Raw genomic sequence first — 18,291 nt, forward strand, 5'->3', positions numbered from 1 at the left:
GGACACCTTTGCCTCGAGCGTCTCATTCATACGTTGCAAATTCGCTTCAGCCGTTTTTCGTGCCGTGATGTCCGATGACACACCGACGAGCCGGGCAATCTTGCGTTCCTCATCGAAAACATGTCTCGCACGAAAATCCACCCAATGCACGGTGTTATCGGCCCAGATGCATCGGAATTCGATGGCGACATCGGCGTGTGTTTCGATACTGAGTTGGATTGCATCGCGTATGCACCCCCGATCGTCCCGATGCAGGCACGTCTCGAAATCCGCGTAGCTCAACGTGCCGCTCGCCGTGTGACCAAGCACCGCTCTCGTCGCTGGTGAAGCCGTGAAATAGGTGGGCGGCAGGTCGAGTTCCCACTGACCTAGTTGACCGGCGGTCAGCGCGGTTCGCAGCCGCGCTTCGCTCTCGCGGAGTGCTTCCATACGCGAGCGGGCTTCGTACTGCCGATGACGCCCGCGCTGCGCCGTCGCGACTACGCTGACGAACGTCATCGGATGAAACGGACGCTCGAGAAAGACAACATTCCCGAGCGCTCTGATCAGAGTCCGCGCACCGGAGCTGTGATCGGCGGCATGACCTCTGCGCGTGAGGACAATAAAGGGAAAGTCCGACCATTCCGGTTGCCCCGTCACCCAAGCGGCGACTTGCGTGAGATCCGCGTCGCGCAGCGCTTCTTCGGTCACCACGGCACAGCCGATCTCATCGTTCAACAATTTCGAAAAATGTTCAAGGTTGGCGCATATGACCGCGTCGGTCCCTGCCTCGCGCAATAACGCGGCGGCAACCGGGGCATCTCGTCCCAGAGGCGCGAGAATCAGCGCCGGACACGCATTGCGGTCAATCATCGTCATTCGACGCACTATCGATGTCCGGCAACCTATCTTGCCCAACGAAACTCGGCACACCGCGCAGCACGCCTTGGAAATCGTTGAGCGCTGTTCCCACGGTCAACCCGTTAGCGCCGATCCGGAATTCCCGGATTGTTTTCTCGTGGCGGCCCGTGCGCTTCTTGATAACGGATACCGCACGCCGGACGTGGCCACGCGCTTCGAAATAACGCAGCAAGATCACCGTATCCGCGAGATAGGTGACGTCCACGGGCGCTTTCATGTCTCCGACCAAGCCATGCTGAGCGACTGTCAGGAACGTGCTCGCACCCTGCCGGTTCAGGTACTGCAGAAGCTCGTGAATATGAAGCACCAGCGCGTTTTCCGCCGGCATGGCGGCCTGATAGCCGTTCAGGCTGTCGATCACCACCGTTTTTGCCTGGGCGTCGTCGACACTGGCACGAACGCGATGGGCAAATTCGCCGGGAGACAACTCCGCGGCGTCGAGCTGTTCGACATGCAGCCTGCCGGAATCGCGCATCGGTTCAAGATCGAAACCCATCTGACGCGTGCGATCGAACAGCAGGCCGAGTTCTTCGTCGAACACGAATAAGGCTGCTTTTTCCCCGCGCTGAAGCGCCGCCCAGATGAATTGCAACCCGAAAGTCGACTTTCCGGTACCGGCGGGACCGAGAACGAGCGTGCTCGAGCCTCGCTCGATGCCGCCGCCTAGCAACGTGTCGAGCTCGGCCACGCCACTGCTGATGCTTCCGCGGTCGAGCCGCGAGCGGTGCTCTGCCGCGACTAGACGAGGGAAGACGAAAACACCACCGGTTCTAATCGCGAAATCATGATAGCCACCGCGAAACTGCCGTCCTCGATATTTGGACACTCTGAGCCTGCGCCGCTCCGCCCCATAAGCGGGGGCGAGTTCTTCCAGCTTGATTACGGCGTGAGCAATGCTGTGGACCGTTTTGTCGTTCGCCTCCGAGCTCAAATCGTCGAGCAGGAGGACCGTTGCGCCGGATCGGGAGAAGTAGTGTTTGAAGGCAAGGATTTGGCGGCGGTAACGCAGGGAGCTTTGGGCAAGCAATCGAATCTCGGACAAGCTGTCGAGAACGATACGCTTGGGCCGCACACGTTCAAACGCCCCGAGAATGGTCCGCGTGGTTTCCCCCAGTTCGAGGTCGGACGAGTACAGAAGACTCTGTTGGTGCTCTACATCGACCAGGCTTTCGGGGGGGACTACCTCGAACACGTCGATTGCATCGTCAAGACGCCAACCGTGCGAGCGTGCGCCGCTGCGCAGTTCTCTCTCCGTTTCCGACAAGGTAACGTAAAGTCCCCGCTCGCCCGCTTCCGCGCCCGTGATCAAAAAGCGCAAGGCAATCGTCGTTTTTCCCGTTCCGGGGGCTCCTTCTAGGAGGAAGATGTTGCCTTCGGCGAGCCCCCCATCAAGACCTCGTCGAGGCCTGGCACGCCGGTTCTGGCCGTCGGTGTAGCTCCCGTCTCTGTATCCATCCATCGCTCCGATTGCTCGAGGGGGTTCCGGAAGTCGTAAGCTGAAATTTTTGCAAAACGTTCGTTGCACGCACGCAAGGTCAATCGCTCGGTTTAGCTGTCGTGGTGGGCGAGCAGTGTTCGAATTGCTGCCTCACAGGAAGGCTGCTTGCTTAAGCAGGTTTTGTGCCTCTCTCAAACGGAAGCAACCATAACGTCCATAAATACGATCTCGAAACCTCTTAAGGATGGAAACCGCTTATGGGCACCGTCATGGACCTATACCTACATCGTAGACGGCAAGTCGTACAGTGCCCAAAGCACCCACATCGCTTACGGCTTCGACGTAAATTGGTATCAATACGAGCGAGTCGCGGAACGCGATGGCTTATCGCGGCCGGTCGGTTCCGCAGTCCATGCGTTCTACGACCCGAACAACCCGTCACGCTCCGTCCTGGATCGGGCAACATTTGGCTTGGGAGACGCCATACACCTAACGCCGTTTGTTCTAGTGTTGGCGAAGACCGTGGACTTTATACACAGCGGACGACGTCGGGCTGCGAACGGGTCTTCATGAGATCTTCCGACTTCTTCGGCAAGCCAGTGGGCACGGATGCCGCGCAGAAATCAGCCTTCGGATTCTTTGCCGGACGGGATATGATCGGCTGCGCGGACGTGATCCGCTCATATCCAATTGACGACTGCATATGGATTGGCCTGATGCTCGTCACCGAAGCGAATCAGGGCCGAGGCTATGGAAAGGCCGCTTTAAACCTGTTGATCGAGATGGCGATAGAGTGGAGCTATCGCACCGCGCAACTTGCGGTCGTTTCAACGAATCCTCGCGCATACGCATTCTGGCAGCGCGAGGGCTTCGAAGAAATTCGACGCGCAACCAGTCCGCGGTTTAACGGCGACCTCATCGTTATGCAGCGCTTAATCCAATAGCGAGTTCGATTAGTAGGGTAAACGATATCCATCATTTGCCGACCGCGTGGTGAATTTATCCTATGATTTCGTTGCAGGCGCAAAATATAAAAATTCCCGCCTGCAGCACGAAAAACATCTCCGCATTTTCTTTTCTGTGAATTCTCACAGTAGGCATGCTACGCTCTTTTTAATGGGGATTATCATGGGATACAAAGGCTCAACGCTACTAACAAATGAGTTCTTACTCAAGGAAGATTATCTCTTATCGCCTGACGGTAAGCATCAGTTTATTTTGCAGGACGATGGAAATTTGGTGCTGTACCGCCTGAGCGACCACAAGGCGCTATGGGCATCCAACACCAATGGCAAGGCCGTATCGAAAGCCATCATGCAACAGGACGGAAACTTCGTCATATACGGCTACCCGGGTCCGGTTTGGGCATCGGACACCAACGGAAAGCCGAATTCGACGTTGATTGCCCAAAACGATGGAAACGTTGTTATTTACGAACCGACAGTACCCGTATGGGCAACCGGCACTAACGGCCAGTAATTCGAGTTAGCAATGGGGGCGGCACGCTTAATGTGTGCCGCATTAAGTCTTTGAATATAAGCCCCCCATTGACCACGACCCGGCGCTACGCCGCCAATACCCGCTGCGTTCTCTTTACCGCTGCCGCGTGATCTTCGATCAGGCGATAGACGGTTTCCCCCGCCACAGTCTCCCGTTCGAGCAACTGGTCCGCAATCGCACGGAGCACCGGTTCGTTCGCGCGAAGCAGGGAGTAGCACTCGTCGTTCAAATCCTTCAGCAGGGTATTCGCGTGCTCGATCGCACTCTTCAGTTGCAAACCGGCATATTGCTGCGGGAGCGCGGCAAAGCTGAACAGATTGCCGTCCACATTGAATCCGAACTTTGAAACCATATCGAGGCTGATCCGCGATGCTTCCTGCAGATCCTGCGCGGCACCGCTCGACGCCTCGGAGAGCACTAGCAATTCCGCGTTACGCCCACCGAGAAGCACCTGGATCTCGTTGCGCATTTCCGTCTCGCGGTAGAGATGCTTGTCCTGGCGCTTGGTCACCAGCGCCACGCCGAGTGCGCCGCCTCTCGGCATGATCGTAACCTCCTCGAGCACGCCCGTGCCGAGCAATGCGGCCACGAGCCCATGGCCCGCTTCATGGACCGCGATACGCGTGCGCTCGTCGTCCGACAGCGCGCGTTCAGCACCGTTCACGTCGCCGATACGCGCAATTTTGATCGCCTCGATCAAATGCGTCGATCCAACTTTGTCGTCGCCACGTTTTCGCGCAATCAGGCCCGCCTGATTGACGATCGTCGAGAGCGCCGCCGGCGACAAACCCGTCGTCAGCCGCGCGAGCTGCTCGAAATCCAAATCGTCCGCTTTCGATTTCAGCTTGGCGACGTAAAAGCGCAGGATATGCACGCGATCTTGGAGGTCGGGCAGGCGAACCTGCACCGTGCGATCGAAACGGCCCGGCCGGCGCAGCGCTTCATCGAGATTGTCCGGGTGGTTCGTCGCTGCGACCACGATCACCCCCGCGTTCGATTCGAAGCCGTCCATCTCCGCAAGCAATTGATTGATGATGCGATTGCTCTCTGCTTCGACGGGACCCGCGCCGGCATCCGTGCGCTTGCCGAGACCATCGGCTTCGTCGATGAAGATGACGGTCGGCGCGTTCTTGCGGGCGAGCTCGAACAGGTGCTTGACTTTCTGGATACCCACGCCGTAGTACTTCGCACTAAAGTAGCTTCCGGTAATGGCGATGAAGTTCGCCCCGCATTCCCCGGCGAGCGCTTGTGCGAGGCGCGTCTTGCCGACACCGGGACCACCCGTCATCAGCACGCCGCCGGGTGCGCGCACCCCCATGCGGGTGAACTGCATTGGATCGGTCAGCCAAGCCTTGACGTCGGTGAGGGCGGCTTTGGCTTCGCCGGCGCCGATCACGTCCTCAAAGCTCAATTCGGGCGATTGCTGAAGCAGGCTCGCACCGCCTTTCATCTCGCGGCGCACGAACCACAGAAGACCGCCCATCGTGAGAACCGAGAATAGAAGCGTCAATGCATCACGTGTTCTGTCCACGACATCGGACCAGCGCATCGCGCCGATATTGACGTCGACATCCGGCAGCATGATCAGTTGAAACGACGATTCACTCGCCGCTTTCATGATCGTGGGCATCAAGGCGCTCGCGAAGGCGGCGTCTTGGTCCGCGACGAAATACTTTCGGCCGTCCGTCGTCGAAACGAGAATGGCGTTCCGCCCCGCGCCGATTGCAACGACGTGGTGCTGCTCGATATCGCGCAACACGATCGACGCGTCTTTTTCGTCGCGCGTCCACGCCGACGAATCCTTTCGCATCTCATTCGTTATTCCCGTCAAGGAAGGACGGCCTTGGATGTAGCGCTCGCGCTGTTGCCAGTGGAACCACACCAACGCTGCGGCAAGCAGCGACGCGATCAAGCCCAACGTCACGTATCTGCCGATTCGTGACCACCATGAGTTACTTGCCGGTTTCATTACCAGGACTTCCAGAACTTGAGACCTTCGAACAGCGATTCAGGTCTGATAAAACGGGGAAAAATCGTATTGCTGCGACCCTGATTTGGAGCGCTGCACTCATGGCAGTATGCCAGCGCCTCACTGGTTTGAAACGGCCGAATAGACGGGGGGAACAGGGCTTGCTCGCGATCAAGTACACCCAATCAAATGGGACCGGAACGGAGGAAACATCATGCTGTACTATGCTTTGATATTTTTCATCATCGCCATCGTTGCCGCAGCGTTCGGCTTCGGCGGAATCGCCGCCGGCGCGGCAAGCATCGCCAAGATCCTATTTTTCATCTTCCTGGTCGTCTTCCTCGTCATGCTCGTCATGGGATTGATGAGACGCTGAGGCCTTGTAACTGATCGGGGAGGATAAAGTCCGTCTTGCGGCATTCGCGACACCAAGACCGGTAGATCGATACCCCCTGCGGCCTGCTGCGCGTTGCGTGCGTCCAACGCGTCAATCCCCCCGCCTCTTAATGCCACCGATCAACAATGAGATCGCGGTGTCCAGTAGATCGTCGATGCCATCAACATCCAGTCGAAGGCTATCGGGGCGCCACATCAGGCTGATAACGCCATTCATCATTGCCCATAGGGCCGTGGAGGCGTGTTCAGGCTCGACGCCTGCATGTACCCATCCTTCCTCGATACCTCGGCTGATCAATGCGGCCAATTTGGCGTTTTGCTGTCTGATTAGAGCAGCAATACGCGTGAGCGCCTCCGGCTCATTGGGTGGTTCCACAAGGATACGGAACTGGTGCGGGCGCTCCTTGGCGAACCGCGCGTAGGCATCTGCCACGCAACGTAGTTTCGTCTCGACATCGCCATCGGATGCATAGGCCGCGTCCATGTACTCGCGGTTTTCTTCCAACGCGCGCTCCGCCACCGCAATGAGCAACGCGGAACGGCCACCTACACGGTTATAGAGCGTCTGCACTGCGACGTCCGCCCGGGTCGCGACGGCTTCAGGCGTGACCGCGTCTAGTCCGCCCTCCATCAGCAAAGTCTCGGCGGCTTGCACGATCGCCAATCGGGTCGAGGCTGCCCGGCGCTGAGCTCTGGATTCCATACGGGGTTTACCTCACTAGATGGATCTCATTACAAAGTTAGAATGCATTACAACATTGTATCGAAATCTATTCTCGCATACCTTGGGGGACACATGGCCGGGCGAAAAAGTGTCGAGTTTGTAGCAGGCGACCGCGGAGAACATTGCCGCGGCTGGCTCTATGAGCCTCGCGGGACGGGCCCGTTTCCCGTCATCGTGATGGCGCATGGGCTGGGCGGAATCAAGGAAATGCGGCTCGACGCCCATGCGCAACGCTTTTGCACGGACGGCTACGCGTGCCTGGTGTTTGACTATCGACATTTCGGCGCGAGCGACGGCTCCCCTCGCCAATTGCTCGATATCGATCGTCAACTGGAAGACTGGTCGGGTGCGATCGCTTTTGCACGCGGGAACAGCAATCTCCAGCCGGATCAGGTGGTCTTGTGGGGAACGTCATTCGGCGGCGGTCATGTGATTCTCTCTGCGGCACGCGACCGGACGATTGCCGGTGCCATCGCGCAATGCCCGTTCACGGACGGGGTCGCGTCGTTGTTCGCGCTGAACTGGCGTAGCACGCTCAAGGTTACCGCGCTGGCTCTATGCGATGCAGTGCTATCCCTCGTCGGCCGGGCGCCGGTGATGGTGCCGACGGCGGGCCCGCCCGGTTCTGCCGCGTTGATGACCGCACCGGATGCACTGGATGGCTATCTGGCGCTCGTACCCGACGGTACTGCATTTCGCAATCAGGTCGCAGCACGCTTCGGCCTGAACATCGTCCGGCACCGACCCGGTCGCAAAGCACGCGACATTTCCTGTCCGATTCTGTTTTGCGTTTGCGAAGCCGACTCCGTCGCTCCGGCTGGGCCGACGAAGCGGTACGCCAGGCACGCGCCCAAAGGCGAAGTGCGCGTGTATCGGGCCGGGCACTTCGACATCTATGTGGGCAAGGACTTCGAACAGGTGGTCGCCGACCAGTTGGAGTTTCTCCACCGTCATGTTCCAACGAAGCAAGGAGGCGCGCATGTCGACTTATAAGCTGGCGAACAAGGTGGTGGCCATTACCGGTTCCACCGGAGGCCTAGGATCGGCCTTGGCCGAAGCGCTGCACGCACGCGGCGCGCGTCTTGCACTTTTCGACCTGGAGGCAGACAGGCTCGCGGCGCAAACTCGCAGCTTCGGCTGCCGTTCTGATGTTCTTGGCTGGACTGCCGACGTCCGCGATTTCGAAAGCCTCGAAGCCGCAATGGCCAATGCGGCGTCTCACTTCGGTCGGATCGATGTCGTCATCGCAAACGCGGGCATTGACACTATGGCGCCGATGGCCACCATCGACCCAGCCGCGTTTGATCGCGTTACCGACATCAACCTCAACGGCGTGTGGCGTACGTTCCGTGCCGGCTTGCCATTCGTCCAGCAGCAGCGAGGGTACATGCTGGCGATCTCGTCAATGGCCGCGTTTGTGCATTCGCCGCTACAGGCGTCCTATACGGCCAGCAAGGCGGCGGTCTGGGCGATGTGCGACAGCATCCGTCTGGAGCTTCGTCATCTAGGTATCGGGATTGGCAGCGCGCATCCGACATTCTTTCCAACGCCCCTGATGGACGATGTTATTGCCGATCCGGCCGGCCGGGCATTGTGGGGAGGCAACGATCGAGGCTTCTGGAAGATGATCCCGCGCGAGCAGGTCGTGCGGGACATCGTGGCAGGCATCGAGCGCCGCGCGGACATGATCGTCGTACCAAAGATCAATACGATCGTGGCCAAGGCGCCCGGCTTCTTCAGGCGCTTCATCGAACGCGCTGGCTTTTGTGGCGAGGACATTGAACGCGCGATCAGTCTCGCGTCCGCAACTGGCTGGAACGACTCGGGTCCGCACGCTACAGCGAAATGAATGGCGATCCGGTGGCCGCGGGAACCGATCGGCTTCGCGTGACCAGCGGAGCCGGTGGCCCGGCATCCCTCATCCCTCATTTGCACGGCAATGGAAATCTCATACACAGAGGAGCAGTACAAAGTGGCTTACGATCTTCAGGGAAAAGTGGCGCTGATCACGGGTGCTGCTGGCGGCATCGGCGCTGCGACCGCACGCGAGTTGCATGCATGCGGAGCGCGACTCGTTCTAACCGATGTGACGCAGGCTTCAGTGGACCGCCTCGCCGCGGAGTTTGACCCCGAGCGCACGCTTGCCCTGGCGCTCGATGTCACTGATGCTGCGGCCACGAGGGCGGTCGTGCAACAGGCCGTCGATAGGTTCGGTCGCCTTGACATTACCTTCGCTAATGCCGGCATCTCATGGCACGATTTGCCAGCCACCGTCTACAGTTGCGATGAACAGGAGTTCGAGCGAATCGTCGAGGTCGACCTGCTCGGCGTTTGGCGCACCATCAAGGCTGCGTTGCCGGAGATCGTGCGCAATCGAGGCCAGATCCTGGTCACCGCTTCGGTCTATGCGTTCGTGAACGGTATGGTCAACGCGCCTTACGCAGCGTCCAAAGCCGCAGTCGAGATGCTCGCGCGTTCACTGCGCGCCGAACTAGGCGGCACCGGGTCCACGGCGAGCGTGCTCTATCCGGGATGGGTGGCTACAGCAATTGCCAAGGTCGCCTTCGGCGGAAATGCGCTAGCGACGCAACTAATCGAAAAAGGGTTTCCCGCACCGTTGCGGCGACCCATACAACCCGATGACGTCGCCAAGGCCGTCATAAAAGGGCTGCGAGTCCGCCAACCGCGCATCGTCGTGCCATTGCGGTGGGCACCGTTTTCGTGGACGCGAGGGTTATTCAACATCATGACCGACTGGCATCTCGGGCGACAACATGAAATGCATAAGCTGATGCGCGAGCTTGAGCGCTGTCAAGACCGACAAAGCTAGCGGATCAACGGTGACGCCTGAGTGAGTAAGCCTCACCCGATCAGGACCACCGGCGCGAGCAACGTAGAAGTGCGACTAACTCTATAAGTCAATCACAACATTAATACATAGGACTGCTAAATAAACGAAACGGTCGACGTGAGCTCTTTTCGTCTATCGCCGTCCCCCCCGATTGCGCTGGAAATCAAATACCGAAATAGGAGACAGAAGTGAAGCGTCGTATCAAGAAGCGATTGCTTGAGTTCGCCATTGTAGGATGCATGCCAACCTTTGCTTTCGCGCAGAGCGCCGGAAGCTTTGTGGTATCCGTCGGGTCAGCCTGGCTAAATTTTGGACGATCGGAATCGCAGGAATTTCAGAGTCAATCAACGTTTGGGTCATTCGCTTCAAGTGGCACGAGGGCCGAGGTACACAACACTTTTACTGCACAATTCCTTCTCTCCTACTTTGTGACCGACAATATTGCGGTAGAAGGAACGCTGGGCGTCCCGCCTGAACTTCGTTTGTTTGCACAAGGCGACGCCGCGCCGCTGGGGCCCGGCGGGCCCGGTTTACCGCTCGGCGGCTTACATCCTTTGGCCAAAACGCGTGCGTGGGGGCCTATGTTGCTGGCTAAATACTACTTCGGCTCACCACAAAGCAAGCTTAGACCCTATGTCGGGGCAGGGATGAACTATACGTGGTACTCGTCCACCCATCTGAATCCGGCGTTTTCCGGCGCACTCGCGCAATTTGGAGGATCCGGTGGGAGCGTTCAAACCTCGTTGGGAACATCGTGGAATCCTGTCTTCACTGTCGGCGCTTCATATGAATTTGCGAGGCGGTGGTATCTGACAGCGTCTGCAACGTACCTCCCTCTAAGGACAACAGCGCACATCAATGTGGTCAGTCAGAACGGGAACGTCGTTCTCTCTAACAAGACGCGCATCACATCGGACCCGATCATTGTATTCCTCGGCGTTGGGTACAAGTTCTGAGGGCATCGCCCTGCTTCAAGGCTCCCTCGATGATGTGCCTTCCGGTCGGCCCGGTCGCACCGAACAGCGCGATGTTTTTTCCCGGCCATGAGGTCACGCCGCCTTCGCTAACAACGCTTTGATGGCCGTTTCGGTGTTAGCGATTGCGGCCTTCGCTGCATCGGGGCCGAAAACCGTGCCTTCGACACGCGCCCCTTCACCGTCGGTTAGGCCGATGAAACCGAGCAGGTGCAGCAGACAGTTGGTCTGAAAGTCGAACGGTGCCCAAGCACCTTCCGAGAAGTGGAGAAGCGCGCGATGCTGGAAAAAGGCGGCCGACCGCAAGCCAGCGATCTGGTCACGCCGGACGAGGCGATCAAGGACCCCTACTTTCTCGAATTCCTCAACCTTAAAGACGAGTACTCCGAATCACACCTGGAAGACGCGCTGATTCACCGGCTCGAGGATTTTCTTCTGGAACTCGGTGGCGACTTCACTTTCGTTGAGCGTCAGCGTCGCCTTCGCATCGGCGAGACCTGGTTCCGCGTCGATCCGCTGTTTTTCCACCGGCGTCTTCGCTGCTTGATCATTATCGACCTGAAGCTCACTGAACTGAGTCACGCCGACGTCGGGCAAATGCGCATGTACTGCAACTATGCTCGCGAACACTGGACGCTGCCCGGTGAGAATCCACCAGTGGGCCTGATCCTCTGCGCCCGCACCAATGCGGCCGTGGCACGCACCGACTGAATGAATGCGCACCGCCGTCACCGGTTCCCAGGGCGGGAATGCACCCGAGACGTCCTCCCCTCGCATCCAAGACACAGCACCCCCGCATTTACTTGACACATAAACTATTCACAACTAAATTTCCCCCATCGACACGCGAGGAGCGATCATGCGCATCGTCTGTATCGGGGGCGGGCCGGCGGGCCTTTACTTCGGCTTATTGATGAAACTGCGCAACCCGGCGCACGAAGTCTCCATCATCGAACGAAATCGCCCCTACGACACCTTCGGCTGGGGTGTCGTGTTCTCCGATCAAACGCTGGAAAACCTACGCGCCGCCGATGCACCCAGCGCCGAGATGATCCTCGATGCGTTCAACCACTGGGACGATATCGACGTCCACTTCGGTGGCCGCACAATCCGCTCCTCCGGTCACGGCTTTTGCGGCATCGGGCGCAAACGTCTGCTCAATATCCTGCAAGCACGCTGCGAGGCACTCGGCGTCGAACTCGTCTTCGAAACGAACGTCACGAACGACGATGATTACGACGCCGACCTCATCATCGCGTGCGACGGGGCCAACAGCCCCATCCGTCAGAAGTATGCCGAGACGTACCGCCCCGACATCGACACGCGCGATTGCCGCTTCGTCTGGCTCGGCACGCACAAGCTATTCGATGCCTTCACATTCGCCTTCGAAAAGACCGAGTGGGGCTGGTTCCAAGCGCACGCCTATCGCTTCGATCAGGACACGTCCACGTTCATCGTCGAGGCCCCCGAACGGGTATGGCGTGCCGCCGGCCTCGACGAAATGAGCAAGGAAGACAGCATCGCCTTTTGCGAGCGACTCTTCGCGAAGTACCTCGACGGCCATGCTTTGATGTCGAACGCAGCTCATTTGCGCGGGTCGGCGCAATGGATTCGCTTCCCGCGCGTAGTCAATCAGGAATGGGTTCACTACAAGCCGCGCGGGAAAGACGCCACTACTCCCGTCGTCTTGATGGGCGACGCCGCGCATACGGCGCACTTCTCGATCGGCTCCGGCACGAAGCTCGCACTCGAAGACGCCATCGCGCTCGCGGACAGTATCGACGCGCATCCGAACGATCTGCGCGCCGCATTGACGCACTACACGCAAACGCGCAGCATCGATGTGCTCCGCATTCAAAACGCGGCGCGCAATTCGACGGAATGGTTCGAACATGTCGACCGGTATGCCTCGTTTGAACCGGAGCAATTCGCTTACTCGCTGTTGACACGCTCGCAGCGCATCTCGCATGAGAACCTACGCGAACGCGACCCACGCTACGTGCGGTCCTTCGAGCAATGGCTTGCGAGTAAGGCCGGCGCCAAGGCAGTGCCCGACGACGCCCATTCGATTCCCCCGATGTTCACGCCCTTTTCGGTCCGTGACGTCACGTTAAAGAATCGCGTCGTGGTTTCGCCGATGGCGCAATACTCGGCGATCGACGGCACCGTCGGCGACTATCATTTGACGCACCTCGGCGCGCGCGCGATGGGCGGCGCCGGTCTCGTCATGACCGAGATGACGTGCGTGTCGCCACAGGCGCGAATCACCCCGGGCTGCCCAGGTATGTACGCCCCCGAGCATCTGCACGCATGGCGGCGCATCGTCGAATTCGTCCACCATATGAGCGACGCCAAGATCGGGATGCAACTCGGTCATGCCGGCGCGAAAGCATCGACGCGCGTCGCCTGGGAAGGTATCGACCAACCGCTGCCGGACGGCAACTGGCCCATCGTCTCGGCCTCGCCGCAACAGTACTTACCCGGCATCAGCCAATGGTCGAGCGCGGCCACGCATGACGAGCTACGCGAGATCGAAGCGCAATTCGTCCGCGCGACCGAAATGGCGAACGAGGCCGGTTTCGATTGGCTGGAATTGCACTGCGCGCACGGCTATCTGCTATCGGGCTTCATTTCGCCGCTGACGAACCACCGCACGGACGAGTACGGTGGCAGCCTCGACAACCGCCTGCGCTATCCGCTCGAAGTGTTCGAGGCGATTCGCAAAGTGTGGCCGCAAGGCAAGCCGATTTCGGTGCGCATCTCCGCGCACGACTGGGTTGAAGGCGGTACGACGCCCGACGATGCCGTACGAATCGCCCGCGCCTTCAAGACGGCCGGCGCCGATATGATCGACGTGTCCTCCGGCCAAGTCAGCAAAGCCGAAAAGCCCGTCTACGGCCGCATGTTCCAAACGCCGTTCGCCGATCGCGTGCGCAACGAGGCCGGCATTGCGACCATCGCCGTCGGCGCGATTTCCGAGGCCGACCACGTCAATAGCATCATCGCGGCCGGCCGGGCCGATCTATGCGCGATCGCAAGACCCCACTTGGCGAACCCGGCATGGACGCTAACCGAAGCCGCCAAGATCGGTTACTTCGACGTCGCATGGCCGCGGCAATATAAAGCCGCCAAGAGCCAACTTGAACGCAATTTCGAGCGCGAACGTTCGGCGTCCGCTCCGGGGGCAGCACGATGACCACACAAACGAATCCACTGAAAGATAAGCATGCCGTCGTCACGGGCGGCGGCAGCGGCATTGGCGCGGCGATCGCGCGCACCCTCGTCGATGCAGGAGCCCGCGTCACGCTGATTGGACGCGATAGCGCCAAGCTCGAAGCGCAACGCCTAGAGCTAGGCGCATCGCACGCAATCCACTGCGCCCCAGCCGACGTTACCCATCCCGAGGACGTGCAAGGGGCGTTCGCCTCGGCACGTAAGGCGCTGGGCGACATCGACATCCTCATCAACAACGCAGGCCAAGCCCAAGCCGCCCCGTTCGGCAAAACCGATCTCGGCCTCTGGCAACGCATGATCGACGTCAACCTGACCGGGACGTTCCTCTGCACGCAAGCGGCGCTTCCCGCGATGATCGAGCGCGGTTTCGGCCGCATCGTCAACGTCGCCAGCACGGCCGGCCAAATCGGCTACCCGTACGTCACTGCCTATTGCGCGGCCAAACATGGCGTCATCGGTTTGACCCGCGCGCTGGCCCTCGAAACGGCGACGACGGGCGTGACGGTCAACGCCGTATGCCCCGGCTATACGGAAACGCCGTTGTTGCAAACGTCGCTCGAGCAAGTCGTCGCCAAAACCGGCCGCTCGAACGATGATGCGCGCGCCGCCCTGCAACGCGCCAACCCGCAGCGCCGCTTCATCGAACCCGGCGAAGTCGCGCATGCGGTTCTATGGCTCGTGATGCCTGAATCCGGCTCGGTCACGGGCCAATCGATATCGATTTCCGGTGGAGAAGTGACGTGAGCGACACGGTTCATGCATCGACGAAGAAGCGCGCCGCCGCGCGCGCCGAAAGCGCCGTCGACCTCGAAATGAGCACGGGCGCCGATAGCCATACGAGCTTGCGTCTATGGCTGCGTCTCTTGACCACGACCAACCTCGTGCAGACGGAATTGCGCCGCAGGCTACGGGCCGAATTCGACACGACGCTGCCGCGCTTCGATTTCATGGCGCAACTCGAGCGCCACCCCGAAGGGCTCAAGATGAGTGAGATCTCGCGGCGGCTCATGGTCACCGGTGGCAACGTGACAGGGCTGACCGACCAACTCGAAAAAGAAGGGCTCGTCGCCCGCGATGCCGATCCGAACGATCGCCGCGCGTTCACGGTCAAACTCACCCCAACCGGCCGCACGCTGTTCGACAAGATGGCCAAGGCACACGAAGGTTGGGTCGTCGAATTGCTCGGCGGGTTGTCCATCGACGACAAATCGAAAATGCATCAACGCCTCGGCAAACTCAAGGCGCATCTGCTCGACAGCATCCAGAGCACCTAATGCCAGCGCCGGCGCCCAGGCCGACACGGCCGGCTCGGCACGCCATGCAAACGAATAGGAGACGAACGATGACGGACGCCGCATTCACCGCCGACGCACTGCTAGCCGGCAATCGCACGACGCTCGCCGGGTATCGCGCGCGGCACTTCGGATGGCGGCTGGAGGAAGGCGTCGGCACGATCGTATTGAATCGTCCCGAGCGCAAAAACCCGCTCACCTTCGAATCCTATGCGGAACTGCGGGACCTCTTTCGGCAACTCGCGTACGCCACAGACGTCAAAGCGATCGTGGTCCATGGCGCCGGAGAAAACTTCTGCTCGGGCGGCGACGTGCACGAAATCATCGGGCCGCTCATTGGCCTGCCGATGCCTCAATTGTTGATGTTCACGCGGATGACGGGCGATCTGGTCAAAGCGATGCGTCACTGTCCGCAGCCGATCGTCGCGGCCGTCGATGGCGTGTGCGCCGGCGCGGGGGCCATCATCGCCATGGCCTCCGACATGCGGCTCGCCACCTCGCGCAGCAAGCTCGCCTTCCTGTTCACGCGCGTGGGCCTCGCGGGCTGCGATATGGGCGCCTGCTCGATTTTGCCGCGCATCATCGGTCAAGGCCGCGCCTCCGAGTTGCTGTTCACGGGCCGCGCCGCCAGCGGCGACGAAGGCTATGCCTGGGGTTTTTATAATCGCCTCTGCACGCCGGAAAACTTGCTTGCCGATGCGGACGAACTCGCGCGGACGATCGCCTCGGGCCCCACGTTCGCGCACGGCGTGACGAAAACGATGCTGCATCAAGAGTGGAGCATGAGCGTAGACGAAGCCATTGAATCGGAAGCGCAAGCTCAGGCGATATGCATGGCCACGCGCGACTTCGAACGCGCCTATCACGCTTTCGCCGCTAAAACGCGCCCCACGTTCGAGGGGAATTGAAGATGACCGGCACTCAACGACACGACATGCTCGACTGGCCGTTCTTCGAGGATCGGCATCGCGCGCTCGCACGCGAACTCCACGCCTGGTGCGATACAAATCGAACCACGCTCGAACCCGCCGACCTCATCGCATCGGGCCCGCAGGGCCGCGCGAGTCTCGATGCACATTGCCGCCGCCTCGTCCGTCTGCTCGGCGCGGGGGGTTGGCTCCGCTACGGCGTGGGCGGCACGGCGTACGGCGGCCACGGCGATTCGATCGATACGCGCGCCGTTTGTCTATTGCGCGAGACGCTGGCCGAGCATTCCGGCTTGGCTGATTTCGTCCTCGCCATGCAGGGGCTTGGATCAGGTGCGATCTCGTTGGCCGGGACCGAGGCACAAAAACAGCGCTACTTGCCGCGCGTCGCAAACGGGGACGCCATCGCGGCATTCGCCCTCTCGGAACCCGATGCGGGCTCGGACGTCGCCGCGCTCTCGCTGGCAGCCCGCGAAGACGGCGATGCTTACGTGCTCGACGGCGAGAAAACCTGGATCTCGAACGGCGGTATCGCCGACTTCTACGTCGTCTTCGCCCGCACCGGAGAGGCGCCGGGCGCGCGCGGCATCAGCGCGTTCATCGTCGATGCCGATACGCCCGGGTTGTCGATCGCCGAGCGCATCGACGTTATCGCGCCGCATCCGCTCGCCCGTCTGCGTTTCGCCGGCGCCCGCGTATCCAAGTCGCAGCGGCTCGGCGCGGCGGGCGAAGGATTCAAACTCGCGATGCGCACGCTCGATATTTTCCGGACGTCGGTCGCCGCCGCATCGCTCGGATTCGCGCGCCATGCCATGCAGGAGGCGCTCGCGCGCGCGTCGTCGCGGCGCATGTTCGGGCAGACCCTCGGCGACTTCCAATTGACGCAAGCGAAGCTAGGCGAAATGGCGCTTACGATCGATTCGGCCGCCCTGCTCGTCTACCGCGCCGCATGGATGCGCGACCAAGGCAAGCGCGTGACGCGCGAAGCGGCGATGGCCAAGTGGCACGCAAGCGAAGGCGCGCAACGTGTCATCGATGCCGCCGTGCAGCTTTGGGGCGGCCAAGGCGTCGCGAGCGGCACGCCCGTCGAAACGCTTTACCGCGAGATCCGCGCACTGCGCATCTATGAAGGCGCGACAGAAGTGCAGCAACTGATCGTCGGCCGCGATTTGCTCAAAGAGCATGCAGACGGCGAGGAATCGAGAGGCATCCGATGACGGATCACGCCCCGACCGTCTTCGAACGCCCCGTGCGCATTCGGTTTGCCCATTGCGATCCGGCGGGCATCGTCTTCTTTCCGCAATACCTGACGCTCACGAACGGGCTCGTCGAAGACTGGTTCACCGATGCGCTCGGCATCGACTACGCCGAGATGATCGGTGGGCGGCGCATCGGTCTGCCCATCGTCAAACTCGAATGCGAGTTCTCGCGGCCGAGCCGGATGGGCGAGACGCTGTCGTTTTCGCTCTCGCTTACGCACGTCGGCGGTCGCTCCATGCGGATCCGCATCGTCGGCGAAGGCCGAGATGGCGTTCGCTTTTCCGCGAACCAGGTGCTCGTCACCACTTCGCTCGCGACAGGCGAATCGATCGATATTCCCGAGGACGTCCGCACGGCGCTGTTGAAAGCGGCGGCCGCCGCGACGGCGTCTCCAACCACGATTGCAAACGAGGGCATCCCATCATGAAACGACCACTTTTGCCAGCCGGTTGGCCCAAGCCGCGCGGCTACGCCAATGGCGTATGCGCTCATGGCACCCAAGTCTTCATCGCCGGACAAATCGGCTGGGACGAAACAGGACGGTTCGCATCGGAAGCGTTCGCCGACCAAGCCCGCCAGGCGCTCGCGAACATCGTCGCGATCTTGAAGGAAGCCGGCGCCCGTCCCGAGCATATCGTGCGTATGACCTGGTATGTCACCGACAAACGCGAATACCTCGCGGCATCGAAAGACATCGGCCAGGCCTTCCGCGAACTCATCGGCGATTACGACATCGCCATGAGCGCCGTTCAAGTCGCGGCGCTCATCGAAGACCAAGCCAAAGTAGAGATCGAAGCCACCGCGGTGATACCCGATTGACTCGGAGG

Annotated in this window: 19 protein-coding genes and 2 pseudogenes; 17 read left to right on the forward strand and 4 right to left on the reverse strand. The window is 60.4% G+C overall.

Annotated features, from left to right (window positions below; all coding sequences use genetic code 11):
* Positions 1-48 precede the first annotated feature (48 nt).
* A pseudogene (locus DXT59_RS31410) lies at positions 49-498 on the reverse strand (PAS domain-containing protein); the annotation flags it as partial.
* Between DXT59_RS31410 and DXT59_RS31415 the strand changes: the two are divergent.
* Positions 454-780, forward strand: coding sequence for a hypothetical protein (locus DXT59_RS31415; protein WP_240324757.1), 327 nt, complete (start codon positions 454-456; stop codon positions 778-780). The pseudogene DXT59_RS31410 and the gene DXT59_RS31415 sit on opposite strands and share 45 nt — an antisense overlap.
* 64 nt (positions 781-844) lie before the next feature.
* Here DXT59_RS31415 and DXT59_RS30015 read toward each other — a convergent pair whose 3' ends face one another.
* The gene (locus DXT59_RS30015) at positions 845-2,359 is read right to left on the reverse strand and encodes an ATPase domain-containing protein (RefSeq protein ID WP_338065209.1); all 1,515 of its coding nucleotides are present in this window, start codon (positions 2,357-2,359) and stop codon (positions 845-847) included.
* Positions 2,360-2,518: 159 nt separating this feature from the next.
* Here DXT59_RS30015 and DXT59_RS31655 point away from each other — a divergent pair, with 159 nt between their 5' ends.
* From DXT59_RS31655 to DXT59_RS30030, 3 genes are read left to right on the forward strand one after another with little or no spacing between them, the layout of a single operon-like run.
* A complete protein-coding gene (locus tag DXT59_RS31655; protein WP_420823444.1) occupies positions 2,519-2,911 on the forward strand; it encodes a DUF3592 domain-containing protein in 393 nt (130 codons plus the stop codon).
* Positions 2,908-3,282, forward strand: coding sequence for a GNAT family N-acetyltransferase (locus DXT59_RS30025; RefSeq protein WP_116142089.1), 375 nt, complete (start codon positions 2,908-2,910; stop codon positions 3,280-3,282). Before DXT59_RS31655 ends, DXT59_RS30025 begins: the two co-directional genes overlap by 4 nt.
* Before the next feature lie 49 nt (positions 3,283-3,331).
* A complete protein-coding gene (locus DXT59_RS30030; RefSeq protein WP_205417498.1) occupies positions 3,332-3,817 on the forward strand; it encodes a hypothetical protein in 486 nt (161 codons plus the stop codon).
* A gap of 85 nt (positions 3,818-3,902) precedes the next feature.
* Here the strand turns inward: DXT59_RS30030 and DXT59_RS30035 are convergent, their stop codons facing one another.
* Positions 3,903-5,807, reverse strand: coding sequence for an AAA family ATPase (locus tag DXT59_RS30035; RefSeq protein ID WP_116142093.1), 1,905 nt, complete (start codon positions 5,805-5,807; stop codon positions 3,903-3,905).
* Positions 5,808-6,021: 214 nt separating this feature from the next.
* Between DXT59_RS30035 and DXT59_RS30040 the strand changes: the two genes are divergently transcribed.
* Entirely contained in the window at positions 6,022-6,183 is a 162-nt protein-coding gene (locus DXT59_RS30040) for a DUF1328 domain-containing protein (protein ID WP_116142095.1), read from the forward strand.
* A gap of 111 nt (positions 6,184-6,294) precedes the next feature.
* Here the strand turns inward: DXT59_RS30040 and DXT59_RS30045 are convergent, their stop codons facing one another.
* Positions 6,295-6,906, reverse strand: coding sequence for a TetR/AcrR family transcriptional regulator (locus DXT59_RS30045; protein WP_116142097.1), 612 nt, complete (start codon positions 6,904-6,906; stop codon positions 6,295-6,297).
* Positions 6,907-6,999: 93 nt separating this feature from the next.
* Here DXT59_RS30045 and DXT59_RS30050 point away from each other — a divergent pair, with 93 nt between their 5' ends.
* From DXT59_RS30050 to DXT59_RS30110, 12 genes and pseudogenes are all read left to right on the forward strand, one after another.
* A complete protein-coding gene (locus DXT59_RS30050; RefSeq protein WP_116142099.1) occupies positions 7,000-7,920 on the forward strand; it encodes an alpha/beta hydrolase in 921 nt (306 codons plus the stop codon).
* The gene (locus tag DXT59_RS30055) at positions 7,907-8,776 is read left to right on the forward strand and encodes an SDR family NAD(P)-dependent oxidoreductase (protein ID WP_116142101.1); all 870 of its coding nucleotides are present in this window, start codon (positions 7,907-7,909) and stop codon (positions 8,774-8,776) included. Before DXT59_RS30050 ends, DXT59_RS30055 begins: the two co-directional genes overlap by 14 nt.
* 123 nt (positions 8,777-8,899) lie before the next feature.
* The gene (locus DXT59_RS30060) at positions 8,900-9,757 is read left to right on the forward strand and encodes an SDR family NAD(P)-dependent oxidoreductase (protein WP_116142312.1); all 858 of its coding nucleotides are present in this window, start codon (positions 8,900-8,902) and stop codon (positions 9,755-9,757) included.
* A 209-nt stretch (positions 9,758-9,966) separates the two neighbouring features.
* Positions 9,967-10,734, forward strand: a complete 768-nt coding sequence (locus tag DXT59_RS30065) for an OmpW/AlkL family protein (protein WP_240324741.1) — start codon at positions 9,967-9,969, stop codon at positions 10,732-10,734.
* A gap of 285 nt (positions 10,735-11,019) precedes the next feature.
* Positions 11,020-11,463 (forward strand): annotated as a pseudogene (locus DXT59_RS30075) (PDDEXK nuclease domain-containing protein); the annotation flags it as partial.
* 148 nt (positions 11,464-11,611) lie between these two features.
* Entirely contained in the window at positions 11,612-13,948 is a 2,337-nt protein-coding gene (locus tag DXT59_RS30080; RefSeq protein ID WP_116142103.1) for a bifunctional salicylyl-CoA 5-hydroxylase/oxidoreductase, read from the forward strand.
* The gene (locus DXT59_RS30085) at positions 13,945-14,730 is read left to right on the forward strand and encodes an SDR family NAD(P)-dependent oxidoreductase (protein ID WP_116142105.1); all 786 of its coding nucleotides are present in this window, start codon (positions 13,945-13,947) and stop codon (positions 14,728-14,730) included. Before DXT59_RS30080 ends, DXT59_RS30085 begins: the two co-directional genes overlap by 4 nt.
* Positions 14,727-15,260, forward strand: a complete 534-nt coding sequence (locus tag DXT59_RS30090) for a MarR family winged helix-turn-helix transcriptional regulator (protein WP_240324742.1) — start codon at positions 14,727-14,729, stop codon at positions 15,258-15,260. The genes DXT59_RS30085 and DXT59_RS30090 overlap by 4 nt, the downstream gene beginning before the upstream one ends.
* 68 nt (positions 15,261-15,328) lie before the next feature.
* The gene (locus tag DXT59_RS30095; protein ID WP_116142107.1) at positions 15,329-16,186 is read left to right on the forward strand and encodes an enoyl-CoA hydratase family protein; all 858 of its coding nucleotides are present in this window, start codon (positions 15,329-15,331) and stop codon (positions 16,184-16,186) included.
* 2 nt (positions 16,187-16,188) lie between these two features.
* Positions 16,189-17,421 (forward strand): acyl-CoA dehydrogenase family protein, encoded by a 1,233-nt coding sequence (locus DXT59_RS30100; RefSeq protein WP_116142109.1) that lies wholly within the window; start codon positions 16,189-16,191, stop codon positions 17,419-17,421.
* Positions 17,418-17,891, forward strand: coding sequence for an acyl-CoA thioesterase (locus DXT59_RS30105; RefSeq protein ID WP_116142111.1), 474 nt, complete (start codon positions 17,418-17,420; stop codon positions 17,889-17,891). The genes DXT59_RS30100 and DXT59_RS30105 overlap by 4 nt, the downstream gene beginning before the upstream one ends.
* Complete coding sequence (locus tag DXT59_RS30110) at positions 17,888-18,283, forward strand: RidA family protein (protein ID WP_116142113.1); 396 nt, start codon at positions 17,888-17,890, stop codon at positions 18,281-18,283. The genes DXT59_RS30105 and DXT59_RS30110 overlap by 4 nt, the downstream gene beginning before the upstream one ends.
* The last annotated feature ends 8 nt before the right edge of the window (positions 18,284-18,291 follow it).

Origin of the sequence: Trinickia diaoshuihuensis (genome assembly GCF_003390925.1) — a bacterium.
Taxonomy (GTDB): Bacteria; Pseudomonadota; Gammaproteobacteria; order Burkholderiales; family Burkholderiaceae; genus Trinickia; species Trinickia diaoshuihuensis.